A 21,499-nucleotide genomic window follows, 5' to 3' on the forward strand; every position below is an offset into this window, starting at 1 on the left:
TTGCGAGAAACCGATCACGCCGACATCCTCCCGACACAATTAATTGTAGGGGGAGTAGAGGGGGAGGAGGCTTAGGGTGGAGGAAAAGGCGTAGCGAGATCAAGTTCAAATTATTGCTTGCGGTAAGCATGAATCTGATCACATTACTGACTGGTTTTGTGATTTGGGTCGCCAACCTTCGTCGATGGTGATCACGAAAATAGGCCATAATACGGAGGGCGTAGGGAGCAGGAGGATGAGTTACTTGTCACGATGGCTAAAAATATATGTCGAAATACGGCGAATCCTCTGGTGACGCCCTACAACACAAATATAAAAAGGATATGAACATGAAAAACGCCCTAAGCGCAGTAGCACTCGGTACTCTTGTTGCTCTTGGCTCATTCGGTGCAAGTGCTGCTATCGAAGAAGGTCAACTTACCATCTGGATCAACGGCGATAAAGGTTATAACGGACTTGCTGAAGTTGGTAAAAAGTTTGAAGAGGATACGGGTATCAAGGTGACCGTCGCTCACCCAGATGCACTGCAAGACAAGTTCCCTCAAACGGCTTCTACTGGCGATGGCCCTGATATTGTGTTTTGGGCGCACGACCGCTTTGGTGGTTACGCAGAAGCGGGTCTTCTTGCTGAAATCAAGCCTTCTCAAGCAATCAAAGATGGTATCGTTGATTTCGCGTGGGATGCAGTGAAGTACGACGGTAAACTTATCGGTTACCCAATCGCCGTTGAGTCATTGTCTCTTATCTACAACAAAGATTTGGTTCCTAACCCACCAAAAACGTGGGAAGAAGTGGAAGCACTAGACGCTGAGCTGAAGAAAAACGGCAAGAAAGCGATCATGTGGAACCTAAAAGAACCGTACTTCACATGGCCACTTATGGCGGCTGATGGCGGTTACGCATTCAAATACGGTTCAGCGGGTTACGACGTGAAAGACGCGGGTATCGCGAACGAAGGCGTAAAAGACGCGATGAACTTTGTTAAAGGCCTAGTCGACAAAGGCGTGATCTCTTCTGATATGGATTACTCTGTGTCTGAGTCTGCGTTTAACCAAGGTAATGTTGCGATGACCATCAACGGTCCTTGGGCATGGGGTAACGTTGAGAAGTCAGGCATCAACTATGGCGTAGCCACACTACCTAAATTCCAAGGTCAATCGTCTAAGCCATTCGTTGGTGTATTGACTGCAGGTATCAGCACAGCGTCACCAAACAAAGACCTTGCGGTTGAGTTCATTGAAAACTACTTACTGACCAACGATGGTCTACGCAAAGTGAACGATGACAAGCCACTGGGCGCGGTAGCGTTGAACTCATTCCAACGTGAGCTTGATTCTGACCAACGCATTGCAGCGACAATGGACAACGCAATGAACGGCGAAATCATGCCAAACATCCCTCAGATGAACGCTTTCTGGGGCAGCGCGAAAAATGCCATCATCAACATCGTTGATGGCCGTCAAACTGTGGATGCAGCACTTGCAGACGCAGAGAAACAAATGACTAAGTAATTGTTCGACCTTTTGAGGAGGGGGTAACCCCTCCTTCATTTCTCTTTTTTTGTTTATCGCTAGCAGGTTCTCATATGCAGTCAGTTCAAGGTACAGATGCCATGGCATCACCCACAACGAGCTTGCCTACAAGTAAAAACGTATTCATCAAATGGGCGTTGCTAGGCAGTGTCGGTATCGTTAACGGATACGCAACCATTCTAATGTATTCTCGTGGTGAGATGGCGTTTGCGCTGCTCACAGTCATTCTTACCGCGCTCGCACTGTTTATCTTTGGTAGTAAAAAGACCTACGCCCACCGCTATATCTATCCAGGTATCGCGGGGATGATCCTTTTCATTCTTTTTCCTTTGGCGTACACAATCGGTCTTGCATTTACAAACTACAGTGCGAAAAACCAATTGTCCTTCGACCGCGCGCAAACGGTTCTGCTTGATCGAACCTACCAAAGTGGTCAGAGCTACTCCTTCTCTCTCTACAACACGGGAACAGGGCATAAAATCGCGATTGAAGATGGCGAACAGCTGCTCGTGACGCAAGAGTTTGATTTGGCCAATGTCATCACAACGGACATGGATCTCACGCCTGTCACCAATGTGGATGGCGAACCTGAAGCGATCAAAACCATTATTCAAAACCGCCCGGTGCTCAATGGCTTAGACTTGCATTTACCGAGCGGTGAAGATATCCGCATGAGCGGTTTACGTAAGTTTGCTGCCGTGGTTCCTCTATACACCCTGCAAGAGGATGGCGAGGCGTTGTACAACAACCGTACTGGTGAAATGCTACGCCCGAACATGGATGTCGGCTTCTATCAGCCGGTGGATGAGCAGGGGCAGTTTGTCGGTAATACTGTCTCACCTGGCTTTATCGTCACTATAGGGACTGACAACTTTGAGCGTGTCTGGAAAGACGACGGCATCAAAGAACCGTTTATCAGTATTTTCATCTGGACAGTTGTCTTTTCAGCGGTGAGCGTGGGCTTAACCGTCATCATCGGCTTGATCCTCGCCAGCATTGTTCAGTGGGAAGCCTTGCGAGGCCGCGCGATTTACCGTGTGCTGCTTATCTTGCCTTATGCGGTGCCTGCGTTTATCTCTATCCTGATTTTCAAAGGTTTGTTTAACCAAAGCTTTGGTGAAGTGAACATGGTTCTGGAAGCCTTCTTCGGCATCAGCCCATCTTGGTTCTCAGACCCGATTATGGCGAAGATGATGATTTTGATCGTCAACACCTGGCTTGGTTTCCCTTACATGATGATCTTGTGTATGGGTCTATTGAAAGCGATTCCAGACGATCTTTACGAAGCGTCTGCGATTGATGGTTCCAATTTCATCTCCAACTTTACCAAGATTACCCTGCCACTGATGATCAAGCCGTTGACACCGCTGCTCATCGCAAGTTTTGCGTTTAACTTCAATAACTTTGTATTGATTCAGCTGTTGACGCAAGGTGGTCCAAACATGATTGGTACCTCCGAGCCGGCGGGCTACACCGACCTACTGGTGAACTACACGTACCGCATCGCGTTTGAAGGTGCAGGCGGTCAAGACTTCGGTCTGGCGAGTGCCATCGCGACGCTTATTTTCCTATTGGTGGGTGCACTTGCGCTACTCAACCTACGTGTCACGAAAGTTGCTCAAGATTAAGGAGGCTCATTATGGCTATGGTACAAGGTAAGTCATTAAAATACCGCGTTTGGGCAACACACATTGCAATGTGGGCGTTCCTATCGCTAATTATCTTCCCGCTGTTGATGATCGTTGCCATCTCATTCCGTGAAGGTAACTTCGCAACGGGTAGCATCATTCCAGATAATCCATCGTTGGAGCACTGGAAACTCGCACTGGGTTTCTCGGTCACCAACGCAGATGGTAGCGTGACACCACCACCGTTCCCAGTGTTAACCTGGCTGTGGAACTCGGTCAAAGTGGCGGGCATTTCATCTATTTTGATTGTGTGTCTATCGACCACTTCGGCGTACGCCTTTGCCCGAATGAAGTTCAAAGGTAAGAACACCATCTTGAAAGCGATGATGATCTTCCAAATGTTCCCAGCCGTTTTGGCACTGGTGGCACTCTACGCTCTGTTTGACAAGCTCGGCCAGTACATCCCATTCTTGGGTTTGAATACACACGGTGGTTTGATCTTCTCTTATCTCGGTGGTATCGCACTGCATGTTTGGACCATCAAAGGCTACTTTGAAACCATTGATGGCTCGCTAGAAGAAGCGGCAGCGCTGGACGGTGCAACGCCATGGCAAGCGTTCCGATTGGTTCTACTGCCATTGTCTGTGCCGATTCTTGCGGTGGTGTTCATCCTCTCGTTTATCATGGTTGTGGGTGAAGTTCCGGTGGCGTCGTTACTACTTTCTGATGTAAACTCTTACACGTTAGCGGTTGGTATGCAGCAGTATCTCTACCCGCAAAACTACCTCTGGGGTGATTTTGCCGCGGCAGCAGTCTTGTCCGCATTACCAATAACCATCGTATTCTTACTTGCGCAGCGCTGGTTGGTCGGAGGATTAACCGCCGGTGGTGTGAAAGGCTAATAAGAACGATAAGGGCGACCGCGAGGTCGCCCATTTTGTTTCTTCACTTAACATTCTTGGTTTGGCCGCCGATCCGTTAAGCGAAGAGCAGTCCTGGCGTTACGCATAGCTGGCTGTTAGCAAGATTCCTTACTATTTTTACTTCTAACAGTTTTTGTAACCAAAACCCGAACTTGTTCGGGTTTTTTTATAGGACAAATTCAAGATAAATGAATAGGTTAGAGGCAGTATAGCGACCGATTATATCCCGCATAGTGGTGTTGAGAATCACTGCGAGCAACAGAGCATATTTATCTGAAAAGTGCGCCAGTAGTTACATGACGCTGAGAAGTGGCTCTAGAACTCTCGGTTTGAAGGGGCGCACCCAACGTATTGCAACAGCACATAGACACTCTCTTGAGAGAGCGCGACTTTACGAAACAGATCGGCAAACACGTCATCACCGCCAAAGCAGGTGCGGATGTAGTGGTTTATCTCTTGCGGGTTATACCCTTCCACATACAGTGTCCGTACCCATTGGTACTCCACTGCGCGTGGGTCTGAAATGGTCGATTCACTGAGCGTGGTTTCACTGACGTTCAATGGGGTTTCCTTCCGATCTTAGCGGATTATCATCATAAGCCTAGCCATAGGCGTGTGGGTTCCCATCCAAGCGATGAAAACGTTTGCGGATTTAACCAAAACTAGATGAAGGAATGATGACAGTATGATGTCATTGCTGTGAAGGGCATATCAGGCCTCAGTTCGCGCTACCTCTCTAATCAAACGCATTGCCTTTTTGTTTGAGAAATTTAATCAAAGTTCTCACACGTAGTGGCATCAGGGCTTTCTCCTGATAAACCGCATACAGAGGAATTTCACGGTCATGAAGATGAGGTAAAATCCGCACAAGCTGACCGGCATCTAGCTCTTCTTTAATCATAAAACTGGGCATGATGGCAAATCCTAACCCGTTGAGCACAAATTGCTTCACTGCGTTGGCGGTGCGCACTTGCACCTTAGGTTGATGTACCAGTCGGGTGACTTCACCTTGTTGATTGGTTAAAACCAAGTGCTTATCACCGTGGACGATGTGATGACTTATCCAGTCAAGATTGACTAAGTCCTTCAGCTCTTCAATTTTCCCGACGCGTTTTAAGTAATCCGGCGAGGTGCAAATCATGTCGCGGAAAAAGCCAATTTTGGTGGCATAGAGACGAGAGTCCTCAAGCGCTGAAGAGGCTCGCAGTGCAATGTCACAACGCGACTCAATCAGATTGCTGTAGCTATCACTTTCAATAATATCGAGTCGAATATCGGGATATTGGCGAATGAACTCGCTCAGTAGCTCGACCATCGCATTGCTGGGGGTGGAGATTCGAATGGTGCCACTCGGGGTTTGGTTCCCGGTGAGTGTCTCGCTGTTGGCCTCTTTGGCAATATCGTTGATCGCTCGGCATTTTTCGTAGTAGCGCTGACCGGCATCGGTGAGAGATAGCGAACGGGTTGTGCGGTGAAGCAGGCGTGTGTTCAGCGAACGTTCTAAGCGAGTGACAATCTGCGACACTCTTGCCTTACCAAGACCCAGCGCCTCGGCTGCTTGAGTAAAGGACTGTTTCTCTGCCACCATGGCAAACACCAACATATCGTCAAGGGAGATCATGACTTTCACTGTTTATTATTAATAAACAATAAGTTTAATAATTGGCTAATTATTTATCAAATTAATAATTATATAGTCAGTTCATCCCATGACAGGCTGAAGGAGTCTGTCGCTTTGGAACAGTTAGAGAAACGGAGAATATCATGATGTCAGATCGTAAATATTTGGTGACCGGCGCATCCGGCAAATTAGGTTCAGCAGTAGTAGAGCAACTTCTTAGCTCAGGCGCGTTAACAGCGCAGCAATTGATCGTCACCACCCGTGACAGAGCGAAGTTGAGCTCGCTGGTCGAGTTGGGTGTGGACGTGAGAGAAGCAAATTTTTCTGATCCGAGCTCGTTAGAACAGGCCTTTACTGGGGCGGATAGCCTACTGTTAGTCAGCATTGATTTGTCTGCGGGCTCTCGCACACAGCCGCATCTCAACGCAGTTAACGCTGCGAAAAAAGCGGGCGTTGACCATCTTATCTATACGTCTATGCCAGCGCCGAGCCAGTCACCGGTTATGTTTGCTCATGAACATGAGGCGACCGAAGCGGCGATCGTTCAAAGTGGTATCGACAATACCGTGATTCTTCGCAACAACTGGTATTTTGAAAATCTACCTGAGTACTTTGCCAGTACGTTACAAACGGGCCATTGGTTGACGTCTGCCGGTAATGGCAAAACAGCGCAACTCTCTCGTCGCGATCTCGCGATGGCGGCTGCGGCGGCGTTGGTTAAAGCCCCTTCAGGACATCAAGTATTGACTCTGAATGGGCCCGAGTCACTGACCAATGATGAAATGGCGCATATCATGGATCGCATCTTGGGTACGTCAATCAATATGGTGCACTTGAGTGACGATGAATTTCGTTCTCAACTGACCTCATTCCAACTGCCAGAGCCTGTTATTGAGCTGTGTGTTACGATGGACCAGCACAATCGAGGTCTCTTCTCGGATGGCAGCAGTGATGAGTTTGTTGCCCTGACTGGCTCCCAACCGCAGACGTTCGAACAGTGGTTAACAAATCATAGAACGGAACTGAGAAAGTTGGCTAATCTTGATGGCTAATCGATAGAATGAGAGGGGGAACTGCAAGCGCCCCCTGTTGATGTCTATTTGAGGTATTTGACGTGCGCTTCCATCTCTTCGCCGATTTCTTTGCGCATGTTCATTAAGCGGATCGCCGAGTCACGCAGTTTAATATCATCGGCAGTCTCGGGAATCCACTCAGGGACAGGTGATGGCTTTCCATGCTCGTCTACCGCGACCATGATGACAATGCAGTGTGTGGTGAGGCGATTTTTCATCTCTTTAGGGTCGCTGGCTTGCACGTCAATGGCGATGTGCATCGATGAGGTGCCGGTGTAGATCACTTTGGCACTTACTTCGACCAAGTTGCCAACATGGATTGGCGCTACAAAACGAATTCCGCCCGCGTAGGCAGTAATGCAGTACTTACCGCTCCATGCGGCGGCATTGGCGTAGGCCGCTAAATCTATCCACTTCATGACTGCGCCGCCGTGGACCTTACCGCCAAAATTGACGTCACCCGGCTCGGCCAGAAAACGCAGTGTAATGTCCCTTTTCCCATGGCTCATAAACTCTTCCTTTTTATTCTCTTGAGCAAGCAGGGTATAGAGTTAGCACACTTTTTGGTCGAGGTGCAAACTTAACTAGCGCTGGACCTCTTCATAGTCACCTTCAATCGTGTTGCCGCTTTTATTGGCGGATGGTTCAGTGCGTGAAAATGCTGCTGAACGCTGAAGTCGTTTGCCAGCGAAAATCGCAGCGATGGTCAACGGAATAGCAAGGATAAGGCTCATTATCAAAGTAAACATGCCAACAAACAGGGCGAAGATAGCGGTCATTGCGCGTGCCATATAGGGCTCCTCTTAATGTGAGAGGCTATCGTACTGAAGGCGGTATGAATGAAAGATGAATGAAAAAGGCCGCTGCATTGATGCAGCGGCAATTCGGGGGGGGATTATTATTGTTGTGGAGTTGAATTGAGATTAAGCGCGGCTTTGTGGGAACGTGGGATAGCGAACGCCCATCATTTGTTCCATACAGTGGACAACCTGGCAGCTATAGCCAAACTCATTGTCATACCAAATGTAGAGCACGCAGCGGTTGTCTTGCGTAATGGTAGCTGCGCCATCGACGACACCAGCAAAACGTGAACCGACCAAATCACTCGAGACGACTTCGGTGGAATCCGTATAGTCCATCTGGGCAGACAGGCTTGAGTTCAACGCGGCATCACGAAGATACGCGTTGAGTGAGGCTTTGTCGGTGCCTTGGGCCAAGTTGAGGTTCGCGACTGCCATCGAGACGTTCGGAGTCGGAACGCGAATGGCATTGCCCGTGAGCTTGCCCGCCAATTCAGGTAGGGCTTTAGCGACCGCTTTAGCCGCGCCGGTTGACGTTAGAACCATATTTAGCGACGCGCTGCGACCACGGCGTTCGCCTGAGTGGAAGTTATCAATCAGATTTTGGTCATTGGTAAAAGAATGCACGGTTTCTATATGGCCAGAGAGTATACCGTACTGGTCATTGACCGCTTTGAGCACCGGTGTAATCGCATTGGTCGTGCAACTGGCTGCGGACACTATGGTGTCATTCGCTTCGATTTCATCGTGATTCACACCAAAGACGATGTTTTTGATTTCACCTTTGCCTGGAGCGGTCAGCAGCACCTTGCTCGCACCCGGGCAGGCCAAATGTTGGCTCAAGCCTTCGGCGTCGCGCCACACGCCCGTATTGTCGACCACTAACGCATTTTGAATACCGTAAGCGCTGTAATCGACGTCTTGAGGTTGGTTGGCATAGATGAATTGAATGTAGTTGCCGTTCACAATCAGCGCTTTGCGCTCTTCATCGACAATGATGCTACCATTAAACTGGCCATGAACCGAGTCGCGTCGTAGTAGACTCGCGCGCTTGGCTAAATCACCCTGTTTTCCACCGCGTACGACTACTGCGCGCAAACGTAACGGATAACCCGGGCCGGATTTTTCGACCAACAAGCGGCTTAGAAGTCGTCCAATTCGACCAAAACCATACAACACCACATCGCGAGGTGTCGGCACCGTGTTGCCATTCATCGTGCCGACCAGCGCCGTGTGCAGAAAGTCACTGACGCCGTGGGCATCATCGCGACCTTGCCAAAATTGATGGGCGAGTTGGCCGACATCAATACGACATGGTGACAGCGCCATGGTTGAGAGCGCCTGAATCAGAGGCAGGGTTTGCTCTGTGCTCAGCGGCTTTCCGGTGTAGTGACGAGCGAGGCGATGCGCTTTGATGATGTCGATGGTGGCGGCGTTGACCAGTGTTTTGCCAAACAGCAGCACTTCAACGCCTTTTTGTCGGTAAAGTTGGCTGAGTAAAGGGGAGATCGTTTCAGCATTCGTTTGGCTTTTCTGCCAGTCTAGAAGGTGATGTTCTGGACTCATGGTTTAGGGGACCTTTCACGTTTTAGGGCTGATGCTGTATTCAGTTGGGGTGCTCAATACAGCGATAGGGTTGTAACTGTTTTGTAATTTTTATGCGGCAGGATTGTAATGGCTAATATCTTATTCTGCTAGTAAAAATAATGTCGGTGCTTATCACTAGCTATCGTCGATATTGCAGAGGTTGATCACGTTAAGAATCAGTAGAAGTGCCTATTGACAAAAAATGAAGAGCGCAGTTAATTCGCGACAAAAAATACTTGTGACACGTCATTGTTGCAATCTTGCCTATAAGGTACATAAGGAATGCGCTTTGACTCATGGAATCTACAGATTTGGTAAACAAAATGCGATCTTAAAGTGGTAAACCAAGGTCGAACGCAGTGGGGGCGTGATGTCTTTAAGTGTCGATGAGTAAGAATGAAAAAACGGAGCGCGGTGGGCTCCGTTTTTGGGGATAAATGGGTCGAGAAAAGTCTATGGTCTTGGGATCAGATCATCGAGCGGCAACCAGTTCACTTTCACACCCGCTTGTAAGAACATGTCTTGGCTGACTTTGATCTTGTCACCCCAGCGAGAGAGAAAATCCTCAGTTTGCTCTGGGCAGTGCACCGAGGAGATACCAGTCTGAATGATTTTCGCTGCACAGTTTGGGCACGGAAAGTGAGTCACCCAGATCTCGCAGCCATCTAAATCTCGCTTAGCAAACAAAATGGCATTTTCTTCGGCATGCAGCGTTTTTAGATACTTCATGTCTCTGTCATCCGTATTGGCACTGTCGGAAATGCCATGTGGATAGCCATTAAAGCCGACAGAGACGATGCGGTTCTGTTTTGTAATGACGGCGCCGACCTGAGTCGAAGGATCTTTACTCCAAGAGCCAACCAATTCTGCCATTTGGTAAAAACGTTGCGCCCACTTAGATATCATCAAAGCTTCCTCAAACAAATTAGATGGATAGGGTTGCTGACTAATATCCTTGTTTCGACGCCATTAGTCCAGCCCCACCTAGCCAATCCTACCGTTAACGGGTGAAATCGACCGCTTCACGCTCCTCGAGGTGAATATGCGTGGTCGCGGGTTGAGTCTCAGCGATCACTTTGCCGCCACGAATCGAATAACGCACTGGAACTTGACGTCTGACCGCGTCGAAGCCGTTTTCTGCTTCAAGCAGCAGCAGGTTACCCGGTTTACCCACTTCAATGCCGTAACGTTCTGTGATGTTGAGGGTACGCGCAGAGTGGTGGCTAATCAGCGCCAGTGACTGGTTGATTTGATCGTAACCCATCACTTGGCACACATGCAGCCCCATGTGCAGCACTTGCAACATGTTGGCGGTACCGAGTGGATACCAAGGGTCAAACACATCATCGTGGCCAAAACAGACATTAATGTTTGCGGCTAACATCTCTTTCACGCGTGTGATGCCACGGCGTTTGGGGTAGTCGTCAAATCGACCTTGAAGGTGAATGTTGACCAGCGGGTTAGCGACAAAATTGATGCCCGACATGCGTAGCAGTCGGAACAGTCGTGACGCGTAAGCGCCGTTGTATGAACCCATTGCCGTCGTGTGGCTTGCGGTGACCTTGTGCCCCATATCGAACTTGTGAGCCAATGCGGCTACGGTTTCGACGAAGCGTGATTGCTCATCATCAATTTCGTCACAGTGCACATCAATCAGACGGTCGTATTGTTGTGCTAGCTCGAAGACGTAATGCAGCGATTCGACACCATACTCGCGCGTAAACTCAAAGTGCGGGATAGCACCAATCACATCGGCGCCTAGTTTGACTGCTTCTTCAAGCAGTGCTTTACCATTAGGGTAGGAGAGGATGCCTTCTTGTGGAAAGGCGACGATTTGGATATCTACCCAAGATCGCATCTCTTCACGCACTTCAATCATTGCTTTTAGCGCAACCAGAGTCGGATCAGAGACATCCACGTGAGTACGCACATGCTGCACACCGTTTGCAATCTGCCACTTTAACGTCTGTTTGGCACGCTGCTTTACATCCTCAATAGAGAGCAGCTGCTTGCGTTCTGCCCAGCGCTCGATGCCCTCAAATAGTGTGCCCGAGATATTCCAGCTCGGTTCACCAGCCGTTTGAGTTGTGTCTAGGTGAATGTGTGGTTCGCAAAAGGGTGCGACGGCCATCGCCCCTTGTCCATCCAGCGTTTCCCCCTCAAAGTTGATAGTGGAGTTCGCATCGGTGATGGACGAAATGTGTCCATCTTCAATAAGAATCTGTTTAAGGCCGCTTTGCGCCTCAAGCGTGACGTTTTTGATCAGTAGCGATGGCATGCGATCTCCTTACGCAGTTTGCGTGGTCAGCGAAGATTTATTCAATAATGGGTTGAGTATGACATAGCATAACGCACCGCCCAATACTGCGTTGACCGGCACGACACCCGGAATGAATTTACCCGCTAGCACACCAACGGCTACGGCAATAATGCCGGCCCAGTTAACACGTTTGAAGGTTGCATTGGCAAAGTCTTTGTAGCGTTTTCGATTGATGAGGTAGTCAGCAATCAACACGCCGCCGATAGGAGGAATCGCCGTTGAGAGGAAGGTCAACCAACCGACAAAGTTGTTGTATAGCCACAGCGCAAAAATGGTGCCGACGACGCCATTTACGATCGACATTAAGGTACTTGAGCGGCCGGTAATGTTGGCAAAACCTAGGCCCGAAGCGTAAAGGGCGTTTTCGTTGGTGGTCCAGATGTTGAGACCTAAAACGATGATGGCAGGCAGTAACAGTCCTTGCGCGATCATCACGTCAGAAATATCCGCGTGGCCGGTCGCTGCAGCGCCAGCAGCACCGAAGATGAACATCAGTGAGTTTCCGATAAAGAACGCAATCATGGTGACAAGAACAGCGCCAGCGGGTTTTTTACCAAAGCGAACGAAATCAGCCGTCAACGTCCCCGCGCTGATGAAAGAACCGACCACCATTGCCAATGCGATAGAGAAATCCATCGGCTCTTTGGGTGAAACCTGCATTAAGGCATCCACGCCGCCCACGCTGTCCACCGCCAGTGAAACCGAGTAGCTACCAAGAATAGCAATCGCAGGGACGGCGATGGCAGAGAGCACCATCAGCGCTTTGATGCCAAAGTAAACCGTTGCCGTCATCAATAAGCCCGATGCGAGGATCAGCAAGTTGACGTCTAACCCCGTCGCTTTTTGGACTGGAATAGCAAACATCGCCACACCCACGCCAAACCAACCGACTTGCGTACCGCCCAATAGCGCAGAAGGTAGCCAAGAGCCTTGTGTACCAAATGAATAGCGAGCAAGGAGGTGAGTAGATAGGCCGGTGGAGGCACCAATATAGCCAAGAATCGAGGTGTAGACACCGAGGATCAAATTACCGGCTAACACGGCAAGAAAGAAATCGTTGAACGTTAAGCCCGTACCCAAAGCGCCACCTGTCCACATACTGGCGGAGAAAAAGGTTAAACCAAGCATAACCATAGTGAGAGACGCAACCCCTTTGCGTGCGTTGCTCGGGACCGGTCCTAAGCTGTAATTGTTGTCATCAGCCATTGTATTACCTCCGCAGAATGAGACTGTCTTTACCAGAATGTATTCGATTGCGGCGCGTATTATGGGGGTGTATTTTGCGCTGTCAATGCAAGTGGCGGCTTGTAAAACGGTTGCTTGGATGTTTTTGATTGATTTGATCAAGGAAAACAGTGCGTTGTGTATTTATTATTTTATGTTTTCTATTGGAATATTGATTATTCCAGGATTTGTGTTGCTAATAATTGGGTGAGTGCCATCAGTATTTTGTATGGATGAGCAAAAATAAAAAATAGAGCCAGAAACCGTGAGGATTCTGGCTGATATTGGGTGTGAACAAATTGGGTTCACTAACAACGTCAGTTGGCTAGGTGACCCTAACGCTAGGGTCACTGTATAGATAGCAGGTTATGTGCCAACTTTAATATGCTCGCTGTGTCAGGCTTTACGTTGAGATTGAGACTAAGAAAGAGTGGCTGGTTGCATATTGGCATTGCATATTGCGAATACATCAGCATATTGCGAACTGAGGATCAGATTGCGCACCTTGTGGGTGCGCGCAATCGGAGGTCATCTTATGTGCCGCTAGGGCTTAGAGCATGACGAGACTCGCTGTGCCGAGAAAGGCGAAAAAACCCACCACGTCAGTCACAGTTGTCAGGATGACGGAGCCTGCCAGTGCAGGGTCAAGTTTGAGTTTGTCGAGAACAATTGGGATCAGCACACCAAATAGAGCGGCGGTAATAATGTTGACGACGATCGCCAGCGCGATGGTGGCCCCTAATATGACAGACTGAAACCACAGTCCGGCGAGTCCACCAATGATGACTGCCCACAGCAATCCGTTGATAGAGCCAATGCCCACTTCATTTTTCATTAGCGCCCAGCGGTTCCCCGCTGTGATCTGGTTGAGCGCCATCGCACGGACCATCAGCGTTAACGTCTGGCTACCTGCGATGCCACCCATCGAGGCGACGATGGGCATCAAGACCGCCAGTGCAACCACTTGAGCGATAACATCTTCAAACAAGCCGATAGTGACTGAGGCAAGGATTGCCGTCATGAGATTGATGCCAAGCCAAACCCCACGCTTTTTCGAGCTGCGAATGATGGGCGCAAACAGGTCGTCCCCTTCATCCATACCGGTACCCGCCATTAGGCGCGCTTCGTATATTTCTCGTTGAGTACTGAGGGCAAAATGCCAATCCACTTCACCAATCAAGGTGTCATCGTCATCGGTCACTGGCATGGTGGAGAGTGAAGAGTGCTCCAACGCCTCGATACTTTCAGAAAGTTCTAGCTTGGCGTTTAATGTGACAGGGTGCTCTAGCGCCAATGATTTAAGCCTGTCGCCCGGCTCGGCGCGCAGCAAATCGATATAGCGCACTATACCTCGAAACTGTTTCTTCTTGTTGATCAGATAGATGTGCTCAGGGGCGTCATAGCTGTAGCGCTCCATCAAACCTTTCGCTTTCTCAACGGAAATGGTGAAGGGGAGCGTGACCACTTTTCGTTCGGCCCAACGACCAATCTGATCATCTTCATAGGCATTCGCTTGATCGTAAAGCTCAAGTTCATCTTTTTCGATCAGGCGTAGCGCTTCATTGATGATCTCCTCAGGGAGTGAGTCAGACCATTCAATCAGAGATAAGTTATCCAGTTTGGCGAGGGTTAATTTGAGTTCAACCTCAGACAGCTCTTTGATGATGGAGTGGCGAACTTCCGCACGCGCTTCGGTAAGTACTTCAATATGCAGCTCAAGGGGCAGGCTGCGCCAAAGTCGCACACGGTCATCAATGGGAAAGGCCTCGAGAATCAGCGCCAAAGCGCCGGGCTCAAGTCCGTGTTCGATAGATTCGTTAAGAGTTGTGACCTGCTCACTGTCTTCACTGCGAAGCAGTTCGGCGATCAAAATAGAGAGATCTTGAAATTGGCTCACAGAGCACTCCAGCCGTTATTGTCCGTTTAAACGCTGTGTTCAAAGTACTCGAAAACGGCAGAAAAACAATACTCTATCTTGAAAAACCTAGCACACAAACCCAACAAAACGGGACATGTTGGGTTGAATGATTGCTTTTGCACCAATAACGTCGGTCAATCTCTCTCTTGTACTGGTTTTAGGTGGCTTGCGGCGGCAGTTTACGCCATTTATGCCAAGGGAGTGTGAGCACGGCAAAAATGGTCACGGCGTAAAACATCGACCAGCCTAAACAGAGAAACACAAGGCTACAGAGCAGTAGCGCGACGCTCGCTAAGACTTTATCCACGCCGCGCAGCAGTTTGTAGGCCGCCAGCATCGCCAGTAGATAAACCAAAACAAAGATCCCGTTGGCGAGCTTAAGGAAAAACTCCAAGTTAAGGCCGGAAATTTCACCCACGACGCAAGAAAGCAGCAGCACAGCGCCAACGGCAATCGTTGCGTTTGCCGGCACGCCACGCACTGACAATCTTGCAAGCGCACTGTGTGGCGTGTAATCGCGCGCTTGCGACCAAACCATACGCGAGAGACTTTGAGTGTAGAGATTGACGCTTGCAAAACAGGCCGCAAAGCCGATGATGCTGATGAGCCACTTGACGCTCGGACCAAACAACTGAGCTGCCATCCACGGAATAGAGGTGCTTTCAAATTGCGCAGAGCCATACGCGCCCAATTTTAAAATCACGACCGAGCAAGCCCAATAGGTAAGGCCGGCGACTAAACAGCCAATCACAATTGCGATGGGAAAATCGCGCTCTGGGTTTTTAAACTCTTCCCCCATGTGGGCGAACGCTTCGATACCGACAAAGCACCAAAACATCACGCCGAGCGCCGCGCCAATCGGCAGCCAATCTTGTTGGCTCAAGGTGGGGAGCGTGATGTCATCGGTCTTTAGATCACTTTGCCACCAAAACGCGACGACGAGTGCAAAGATCGCGAGCGCAATCACCGTTTGTAGACGGCCCGAAGATTTCGCCCCAGATAAGTTAACCAGCACGAGTAATAACACGGTGATCACTTGCGCAAGCAAAGGGTCTTGAAGGCTAGTAGGAAGAATCTGTTCAAGAAAGCCCGCAGCCAACGCAATGGCGGCAGGTACCCCGACAGGAATGACACTCAAAAACAGCCACGCGACACTTTTTTCAAGGCGGGGGCCAAACGCCATTCGCACAAAATAGGCGGTTCCGCCAGCGTTGGGGTAGCGTTTACCTAACTGGGCGAACGTGAGCGCAATGGGGCAGATGGCGATAAACAGCAGCAACCAAGCCCATAGCGACGCTTCAGCGGCAATGCCGGCAGCGATGGCGGGCACCATAAATAGCCCAGTGCCGAGTAATGTGGTCGAGAGTTGGCCGATGCCTGATAATAACGAGATTTCTTGTTTGAGTTGGTTCATGTCGCATCCTAGCGCGGGGTGATTGGCCAAGCTTAACCAATTGTGTCTGTCTCGGCATCCATCAATGTGTCTCGCTTATCCGTCACTTTGACGTTTTTTCACGTATCGCCCGCCATTTTGTCACCTTTTCTTCCTGTTCGTTTTGTGTCAAATTGACCAAAGGGCAAGTATGAGAAAAAGAAATGGATAAATTCGATAATAAAATCATTACATTACTTAGAGGCAACGCTCGATTGTCTGTCAGTGAACTCGCCCGTCAGGTCAACTTGTCCCGCTCTGCTGTGACGGCGCGTATTCAGCGTTTAGAAGCGGAGCGAGTGATCCTCGGTTATCACGCAGAAATTGCTCAGCCAGACACCAGTAGCGCCAAAATCCAAGCCTATCTCGCACTCAAATTTGATACGACGAAAACCAGGCACTATTGCGATCATTATGCCCCGCGTATTTATCAGATTGAAGGGGTGAAGTGGTGCCATGCCATCAGTGGTGAAACGGACATGATGCTGTTTGTCGAAGTGGAGAGTATGGCGCAGCTATACCGGATCCGAGATGAGCTGTACACCATCCCAGAGCTGCGTCATTTGGTGACGCATACTGTTTTAACTGAGTTCTTCAACACGCTTCATGATGCTCAATAACATCAACTTAAACTTGCTACGGGCGTTATCGGTGTTACTGGACGAGTGCCATGTCAGCCGCGCAGCAGAGCGTTTGCACATTACTCAATCTGCGGTGAGCCGTCAGTTAGCTCAGCTACGTACGCTATTTGATGATCCACTGCTGGTGAGAGACGGTAACCAATTGGTTCCAACCCCTCGTGCGCTGGTTATTAAGAAGCGCTTGGATCGGATGTTCTCTGAGGTGGATAATCTGTTGGCCGATGCGCCGTTTCAACCGCACAATTGGCGACAAGAGTTTGTGTTTTCCTCGAGTGATTATGTCGCGCAGTACATCGTACCTAGCGTAGTCTCGGTGCTGACCGATCAAGCCCCTAATTTGAATCTGACCTACAAGCTGTGGGACCCAGATTATTTGGACCAGCTTCATACGAATGGTATTGATCTGGCGTCAACCATGCTCCCCCGTCAGCCAGAGTACGTCAGTTCCGTGCTGATCGGTGAAGACAAATCCGTTTTGTTGATGCGCCAAGGGCACCCGCTTGCCGATAAAGGTGCGGTATCGATGGAAGATATGCTGGCTTACCCACATTTGAAAGTCACAGGGGGCGGCGACAAGGACACCAGCACCGATGTGGTACTGAACGCGCTTGGTCACACACGACGCGTTGCCTTGAAAGTGCCGTTCTTTACCGCCGCAGTCAATGCTCTGCAAAGCAGCCACTACCTGATGGTGGTACCAGAACACATAGCGATTAACTTGTCGCGGGATGCGTCACTTCTTTATCGTCCTTTGCCTTTTGATACGGCCAGTCATCTCTATTGGTTGATTTGGCATCCCAAGTACGATCTTGATCCCGCTCATCAATGGATGAGAGAGGTTGTGCTGAGCGCTATGCGCACATCCCCTTACTCGATAGGTATGATATGAAATCATGATGCTTATGAAAAAGTTTGATTTCAAATCATAGCTAATCAGCATTATCGTTACGCCATTCACATGGATTAGGACACGTTTTCATGACCTTAACGATTTGGTTTTCACTTTTCACGATTTGTCTACTCGGTGCTATGTCTCCGGGGCCTAGTTTGGCCATGGTGGCAAAGCACAGTTTGGCGGGCGGGCGCATCAATGGATTTGCCGCCGCATGGGCGCACGCTTTTGGTATTGGCGTCTATGCGTTTATTACCTTAATTGGCTTAGCTGTGGTGTTGCAGCAATCACCCTTGCTATTCAAGGGGATTAGCTACGCCGGTGCCGCGTACCTTATCTACCTTGGCTATAATGCGCTGCGTTCTAAAGGTGGCGTAGCGGCAAGGCTAGAGTCGGGCGAGCCAACACCAGTGGCTCAATCGGCGCGAGAAGGGCTGCTGATTTCTCTGCTCAGCCCGAAAATTGCGCTGTTCTTCATCGCGCTGTTTAGCCAATTTGTCGCAGTCGGTGACACCTTTGCCGCGAAGTCGATCATCGTGCTCACACCGTTTGTGGTGGATGGGCTCTGGTATACCTTAATTACGTTTTTGCTCTCAAGTCCGAAGCTTATCGATAAAATTCGCTCTAAAGCCGTATTGATTGATAGACTATCAGGGTGTGTATTGATACTGCTCGCAGCGCGAGTTTTGCTGACCGTATAATCGCTAATCGCCGGTATCAGCATGCGCTGAAGCAATGAACAGACAACAGAGCGCGAGTGAGTTTTTCACTGGCGCTTTTTACACACTGACGTTTTCGCAGTTTTTAAATGAGTAGAGAGACAATCATGCAAGCAGAAGTTAAGTGGATCGATGAGTTCAAGTTTTTAGGTCATTCCCAATCGGGCCACTCTGTCGTGATGGATGGCAATGGCGGTGCGAGCGCGCCTAGCCCAATGGAGATGGTGTTGATGGCAGCGGGGGGATGTAGCTCGGTAGACGTGGTCGATGGTCTCAAACAAGCCAACCAAGCGGTGAGCACTTGCGTCGCCAAGCTGACCACTGAGCGCCGTGACAGCGCTCCACGTATTTTTACCAAAGTGAATATCCATTTTGAGGTGTCTGGAGAGGCGCTTGATCCCCAAATCGTGGCGCAAGTGGCGGCCGCTTCACTGACAAAATATTGCTCAGTCTGCTTGATGCTCGGAGAGGGCGTTGAAATGACCCACAGTTGGGAAATCGTCTAAATCGTGTCCGTCGATCGATACACAATGGCCGGTATTGCGGCCATTCTTCTTTGGAGCAGCGTGACGGGATTAGCCCGCTTAGTCGCGGAGTCCTTTGGCCCAGTGGCAGGGGCTGCAGCGATGTACAGCGTGGCGTCGTTGTTTTTGCTGCTGGTGATGGGGCGGCCGAAGTGGCGCCAGTACTCTTGGCGGTATGTGCTCATTGGTGGCGGGCTGTTTGTCGCCTATGAGATTTGTCTCGCCTTAGCGCTGGGCATGGCCAACTCGCGCATGCAAGCGATTGAAATGTTGGTGATAAACTATCTTTGGCCAGCACTCACTGTACTGATGGCTCTGCTGTTAAGCCCGAAACGGGCCAGTTGGCTGGTGTACCCAAGTATTGCACTCGCGTTTGTTGGCGTTGCGTGGAGTATCACCGGCGATGCGGGTCTTTCTGTCAGCCAAATTGCAGCCAATGTCGCCATGAACCCAGCGACGTATTCGATGGCCTTCATCGGAGCCTTTTTATGGGCGCTTTATTGCAATCTAACCAAAACCCTGGCGCGAGGGCAAAACGCCATTACGTTGTTTTTTCTTCTCACGGCCATCACTTTATGGATTAAAGCGGCACTGTTCACAGAGTACAGCGCTCTGCCTTTGAGTGAGGTGTTGACGATGGAATCTGGCGCGATTCTGTTGCTTGCCGGCGTAACGATGGGGGCAGGGTATGCGCTGTGGAACTACGCGATTATCGGTGGCAACATGGTGTTTCTGGCGACCTTGTCGTACTTTACTCCCATCATCGCGACCGTTATCTCGTCATGGTTGCTGGGTGTGGCGATCACTCACAGTTTTCTTCAAGGCGTGGCGATGGTCACCATTGGCTCGTTGATTTGCTGGTGGGTGACTCGAGAAAAGCGCAAAACGCCGACACTGGAAGAGGTCAACTCTTAGCGGCTCACCAGTGGATGTCGATTGGGGTTCCCGTTTCCACTAGGCTGAGTAATTCATCCATTTCAGGGTTGCTGAGAGCAATGCATCCATTCGTCCAATCGAAACTCTGCACATAGTTGGCGGGCCTTTGCTCTCCATTTCTCAAACCGTGAATTTTAATGTCTCCGCCCGGCGACACATTCAACGCACTGGCGTATTCGAGATCCGCTTGGTTTGGGTAACTGATGTGGATGGAACGGTAGAACTCAGAATCTTCCATAATGAAATCCAAGTAGTAGCGTCCTTCGGGCGTTTTTTGATCACCCTCTTGTGTTTTGTGTCCTTTGGGCGCTTTACCCAGGGCGATGCGAAACTCTCTAACCACTTCGTTGTTAGACAGTAGGTACATACGTCGTTTTGATTTATCGACTTGGATCAAATCCACTCGGGGTTGACTAAAGGCATCAGAGTCGGCGGCGAGGCTCTCAGGGCTTCCCCATACACTCGTAATAAAACAAAGCGCTGCAATCGTCAGCGCACGCTGTGGTAACCCCTTCAAAACCCTTCTCTCCAAGCTGCATCATTCTCAACCAAAGTAGTATAACGACAACCGATGCCCAGTGCGATGCGCTTGTCTCTTTTGGGCTGCTCATTGCGCCTAAGTTCAGTCTTGAATGATAAATGATTGATATTAAAACAATGGTTCATAAAAATGAGGTAAATTGTTTCAATGTCTAATTTTTGGCGTGTTTTTGGCAAAAAATGATGGCCAACATCACACAAAATTTCCCTTTAGAGGTTAGGTAGCGGGTGAAGATCTCAATTCGTTTTTGATTATATTTGAACGATATTGATCATATATGAATTAAAGATACACTTACTGCCAACACAAAGGAGAGAATGATGTTTACCAATTACAACAGCAATCCGCTCGATGCGAAGCACTACGATACGGATCGCTTACGCGCAGAATTCTTAAATGAACAGTTGTTTGCTGAAGACTCGATTACCTTGCTTTACAGCCATATCGATCGTGTGGTCGCACTGGGTGTGTGCCCTACGACTCAACCACTTTCTTTGGATGAGTACATCGATAATGGCGTATTCGGCACCGACTATTTCTTGCAGCGCCGCGAACTGGGCATGGTCAACTTGGGAGAAGGGGCGATTGAAGTCCACACCTCGGAAGAGATCTACCGACTTGAGCCGCTCGATGCCCTTTACCTAGGCAAAGGGGTACGCAATATCCGTTTCCACTCTAAAGAGAGTGCGCACAAACCGTATCTTTACTGCTTAAGTGCGCCTGCGCATCATGGCTACCCATCGCGTTTGATCACCCGTGAACAAGCGAAAGTGGTCGAGCTTGGCTCAAACGACACCTCTAACCTGCGAGTGATCAATCAATACTTGCACCCAGATGTGCTGCCGACCTGCCAACTGTGCATGGGCGTGACGCATCTTGCACCAGGCAGTGTATGGAACACTATGCCTGCGCACACTCACGAACGCCGTATGGAGGCTTACCTCTATTTCAACGTTCAACCGAATCAAGTGGTTTTCCATTTCATGGGAGAGCCGCAAGAAACACGACACATCGTCGTACGTGACAAACAGTTAGTGCTATCTCCGAGTTGGTCAATTCACTCAGGTTGTGGGACCAGCAACTACAGTTTTGTCTGGGGCATGTTGGGCGAAAACCAGACCTTTGATGACATGGATTTCGTGGACATGACCGCCATCCGATAACAACCAATAACGACATTACCCTACA

General features: G+C 49.5%; 21 protein-coding genes. 10 read left to right on the top strand and 11 right to left on the bottom strand.

Translation table 11 applies throughout. The features are described 5' to 3' along the window. The first annotated feature begins 329 nt into the window (after window positions 1-329). The 3 genes from malE (at window position 330) to malG (ending at window position 4,062) form a co-directional block, all read left to right on the top strand. Entirely contained in the window at window positions 330-1,511 is a 1,182-nt protein-coding gene (malE, locus tag AC6R03_RS08345) for a maltose/maltodextrin ABC transporter substrate-binding protein MalE (RefSeq protein WP_334551527.1), read from the top strand. 74 nt (window positions 1,512-1,585) lie between these two features. Further along, the gene (malF, locus tag AC6R03_RS08350; protein WP_500630824.1) at window positions 1,586-3,160 is read left to right on the top strand and encodes a maltose ABC transporter permease MalF; all 1,575 of its coding nucleotides are present in this window, start codon (window positions 1,586-1,588) and stop codon (window positions 3,158-3,160) included. Between the two features lie 11 nt (window positions 3,161-3,171). After that, entirely contained in the window at window positions 3,172-4,062 is an 891-nt protein-coding gene (gene malG, locus AC6R03_RS08355) for a maltose ABC transporter permease MalG (protein ID WP_334551530.1), read from the top strand. Between the two features lie 336 nt (window positions 4,063-4,398). Here malG and AC6R03_RS08360 read toward each other — a convergent pair whose 3' ends face one another. After that, window positions 4,399-4,644: a hypothetical protein gene (locus AC6R03_RS08360; protein ID WP_334551531.1), complete on the bottom strand. Its 246-nt coding sequence runs from the start codon at window positions 4,642-4,644 to the stop codon at window positions 4,399-4,401. A 175-nt stretch (window positions 4,645-4,819) separates the two neighbouring features. After that, window positions 4,820-5,704 carry a LysR family transcriptional regulator gene (locus AC6R03_RS08365; protein ID WP_500630823.1) on the bottom strand — a complete coding sequence of 295 codons (885 nt, stop codon included), beginning with the start codon at window positions 5,702-5,704 and terminating at the stop codon, window positions 4,820-4,822. 143 nt (window positions 5,705-5,847) lie between these two features. On the opposite strand from AC6R03_RS08365, the gene AC6R03_RS08370 reads away from it, so the two are divergent. Beyond that, window positions 5,848-6,756: an SDR family oxidoreductase gene (locus tag AC6R03_RS08370; protein WP_500630822.1), complete on the top strand. Its 909-nt coding sequence runs from the start codon at window positions 5,848-5,850 to the stop codon at window positions 6,754-6,756. Window positions 6,757-6,800: 44 nt separating this feature from the next. Here the strand turns inward: AC6R03_RS08370 and AC6R03_RS08375 are convergent, their stop codons facing one another. From AC6R03_RS08375 to yjeH, 8 genes are all read right to left on the bottom strand, one after another. Beyond that, window positions 6,801-7,286: an acyl-CoA thioesterase gene (locus AC6R03_RS08375; RefSeq protein WP_487901632.1), complete on the bottom strand. Its 486-nt coding sequence runs from the start codon at window positions 7,284-7,286 to the stop codon at window positions 6,801-6,803. A 75-nt stretch (window positions 7,287-7,361) separates the two neighbouring features. Continuing rightward, a complete protein-coding gene (locus AC6R03_RS08380; protein WP_487901631.1) occupies window positions 7,362-7,568 on the bottom strand; it encodes a hypothetical protein in 207 nt (68 codons plus the stop codon). A gap of 132 nt (window positions 7,569-7,700) precedes the next feature. Then, window positions 7,701-9,143 carry a glyceraldehyde-3-phosphate dehydrogenase gene (locus AC6R03_RS08385; protein WP_500653653.1) on the bottom strand — a complete coding sequence of 481 codons (1,443 nt, stop codon included), beginning with the start codon at window positions 9,141-9,143 and terminating at the stop codon, window positions 7,701-7,703. 474 nt (window positions 9,144-9,617) lie between these two features. Next, the gene (locus AC6R03_RS08390; protein ID WP_334551540.1) at window positions 9,618-10,070 is read right to left on the bottom strand and encodes a dCMP deaminase family protein; all 453 of its coding nucleotides are present in this window, start codon (window positions 10,068-10,070) and stop codon (window positions 9,618-9,620) included. A 94-nt stretch (window positions 10,071-10,164) separates the two neighbouring features. Continuing rightward, entirely contained in the window at window positions 10,165-11,442 is a 1,278-nt protein-coding gene (locus AC6R03_RS08395; RefSeq protein ID WP_500632054.1) for a cytosine deaminase, read from the bottom strand. Between the two features lie 9 nt (window positions 11,443-11,451). After that, the gene (gene codB, locus AC6R03_RS08400; RefSeq protein WP_500632053.1) at window positions 11,452-12,690 is read right to left on the bottom strand and encodes a cytosine permease; all 1,239 of its coding nucleotides are present in this window, start codon (window positions 12,688-12,690) and stop codon (window positions 11,452-11,454) included. 568 nt (window positions 12,691-13,258) lie between these two features. After that, window positions 13,259-14,605 (bottom strand): magnesium transporter, encoded by a 1,347-nt coding sequence (locus tag AC6R03_RS08405; protein WP_500632052.1) that lies wholly within the window; start codon window positions 14,603-14,605, stop codon window positions 13,259-13,261. 178 nt (window positions 14,606-14,783) lie between these two features. After that, the gene (gene yjeH / locus AC6R03_RS08410; RefSeq protein ID WP_500632051.1) at window positions 14,784-16,040 is read right to left on the bottom strand and encodes an L-methionine/branched-chain amino acid transporter; all 1,257 of its coding nucleotides are present in this window, start codon (window positions 16,038-16,040) and stop codon (window positions 14,784-14,786) included. Between the two features lie 182 nt (window positions 16,041-16,222). Here yjeH and AC6R03_RS08415 point away from each other — a divergent pair, with 182 nt between their 5' ends. The 5 genes from AC6R03_RS08415 (at window position 16,223) to yddG (ending at window position 19,749) form a co-directional block, all read left to right on the top strand. Next, on the top strand, window positions 16,223-16,678 hold the full coding sequence (locus AC6R03_RS08415) for an Lrp/AsnC family transcriptional regulator (protein ID WP_334551550.1): 456 nt from the start codon (window positions 16,223-16,225) through the stop codon (window positions 16,676-16,678). Then, window positions 16,668-17,588 (top strand): LysR family transcriptional regulator, encoded by a 921-nt coding sequence (locus AC6R03_RS08420; RefSeq protein ID WP_334552186.1) that lies wholly within the window; start codon window positions 16,668-16,670, stop codon window positions 17,586-17,588. Before AC6R03_RS08415 ends, AC6R03_RS08420 begins: the two co-directional genes overlap by 11 nt. A gap of 89 nt (window positions 17,589-17,677) precedes the next feature. Beyond that, entirely contained in the window at window positions 17,678-18,292 is a 615-nt protein-coding gene (locus AC6R03_RS08425) for a LysE family translocator (RefSeq protein WP_334551552.1), read from the top strand. A 125-nt stretch (window positions 18,293-18,417) separates the two neighbouring features. Beyond that, window positions 18,418-18,816 (top strand): OsmC family protein, encoded by a 399-nt coding sequence (locus AC6R03_RS08430; RefSeq protein WP_500632050.1) that lies wholly within the window; start codon window positions 18,418-18,420, stop codon window positions 18,814-18,816. A gap of 24 nt (window positions 18,817-18,840) precedes the next feature. After that, on the top strand, window positions 18,841-19,749 hold the full coding sequence (gene yddG / locus AC6R03_RS08435; protein ID WP_500632061.1) for an aromatic amino acid DMT transporter YddG: 909 nt from the start codon (window positions 18,841-18,843) through the stop codon (window positions 19,747-19,749). A gap of 4 nt (window positions 19,750-19,753) precedes the next feature. Here the strand turns inward: yddG and AC6R03_RS08440 are convergent, their stop codons facing one another. Next, a complete protein-coding gene (locus tag AC6R03_RS08440) occupies window positions 19,754-20,173 on the bottom strand; it encodes a L,D-transpeptidase family protein (protein ID WP_500632060.1) in 420 nt (139 codons plus the stop codon). Between the two features lie 458 nt (window positions 20,174-20,631). Between AC6R03_RS08440 and kduI the strand changes: the two genes are divergently transcribed. Beyond that, on the top strand, window positions 20,632-21,474 hold the full coding sequence (kduI, locus tag AC6R03_RS08445; protein WP_500632059.1) for a 5-dehydro-4-deoxy-D-glucuronate isomerase: 843 nt from the start codon (window positions 20,632-20,634) through the stop codon (window positions 21,472-21,474). Window positions 21,475-21,499 lie beyond the last annotated feature (25 nt).

It is taken from the genome of Vibrio sp. R10-SG-ISO4 (assembly GCF_059834135.1).

Coding starts and splice junctions, on each gene's coding strand:
- malE (WP_334551527.1), top strand. CDS start 330: ATGAAAAACGCCCTAAGCGCAGTAGCACTCGGTACTCTTGTTGCTCTT.
- malF (WP_500630824.1), top strand. CDS start 1,586: ATGCAGTCAGTTCAAGGTACAGATGCCATGGCATCACCCACAACGAGC.
- malG (WP_334551530.1), top strand. CDS start 3,172: ATGGCTATGGTACAAGGTAAGTCATTAAAATACCGCGTTTGGGCAACA.
- AC6R03_RS08365 (WP_500630823.1), bottom strand. CDS start 5,704: ATGATCTCCCTTGACGATATGTTGGTGTTTGCCATGGTGGCAGAGAAA.
- AC6R03_RS08370 (WP_500630822.1), top strand. CDS start 5,848: ATGATGTCAGATCGTAAATATTTGGTGACCGGCGCATCCGGCAAATTA.
- AC6R03_RS08375 (WP_487901632.1), bottom strand. CDS start 7,286: ATGAGCCATGGGAAAAGGGACATTACACTGCGTTTTCTGGCCGAGCCG.
- AC6R03_RS08380 (WP_487901631.1), bottom strand. CDS start 7,568: ATGGCACGCGCAATGACCGCTATCTTCGCCCTGTTTGTTGGCATGTTT.
- AC6R03_RS08385 (WP_500653653.1), bottom strand. CDS start 9,143: ATGAGTCCAGAACATCACCTTCTAGACTGGCAGAAAAGCCAAACGAAT.
- AC6R03_RS08390 (WP_334551540.1), bottom strand. CDS start 10,070: ATGATATCTAAGTGGGCGCAACGTTTTTACCAAATGGCAGAATTGGTT.
- AC6R03_RS08395 (WP_500632054.1), bottom strand. CDS start 11,442: ATGCCATCGCTACTGATCAAAAACGTCACGCTTGAGGCGCAAAGCGGC.
- codB (WP_500632053.1), bottom strand. CDS start 12,690: ATGGCTGATGACAACAATTACAGCTTAGGACCGGTCCCGAGCAACGCA.
- yjeH (WP_500632051.1), bottom strand. CDS start 16,040: ATGAACCAACTCAAACAAGAAATCTCGTTATTATCAGGCATCGGCCAA.
- AC6R03_RS08415 (WP_334551550.1), top strand. CDS start 16,223: ATGGATAAATTCGATAATAAAATCATTACATTACTTAGAGGCAACGCT.
- AC6R03_RS08420 (WP_334552186.1), top strand. CDS start 16,668: ATGCTCAATAACATCAACTTAAACTTGCTACGGGCGTTATCGGTGTTA.
- AC6R03_RS08425 (WP_334551552.1), top strand. CDS start 17,678: ATGACCTTAACGATTTGGTTTTCACTTTTCACGATTTGTCTACTCGGT.
- AC6R03_RS08430 (WP_500632050.1), top strand. CDS start 18,418: ATGCAAGCAGAAGTTAAGTGGATCGATGAGTTCAAGTTTTTAGGTCAT.
- yddG (WP_500632061.1), top strand. CDS start 18,841: ATGGCCGGTATTGCGGCCATTCTTCTTTGGAGCAGCGTGACGGGATTA.
- kduI (WP_500632059.1), top strand. CDS start 20,632: ATGTTTACCAATTACAACAGCAATCCGCTCGATGCGAAGCACTACGAT.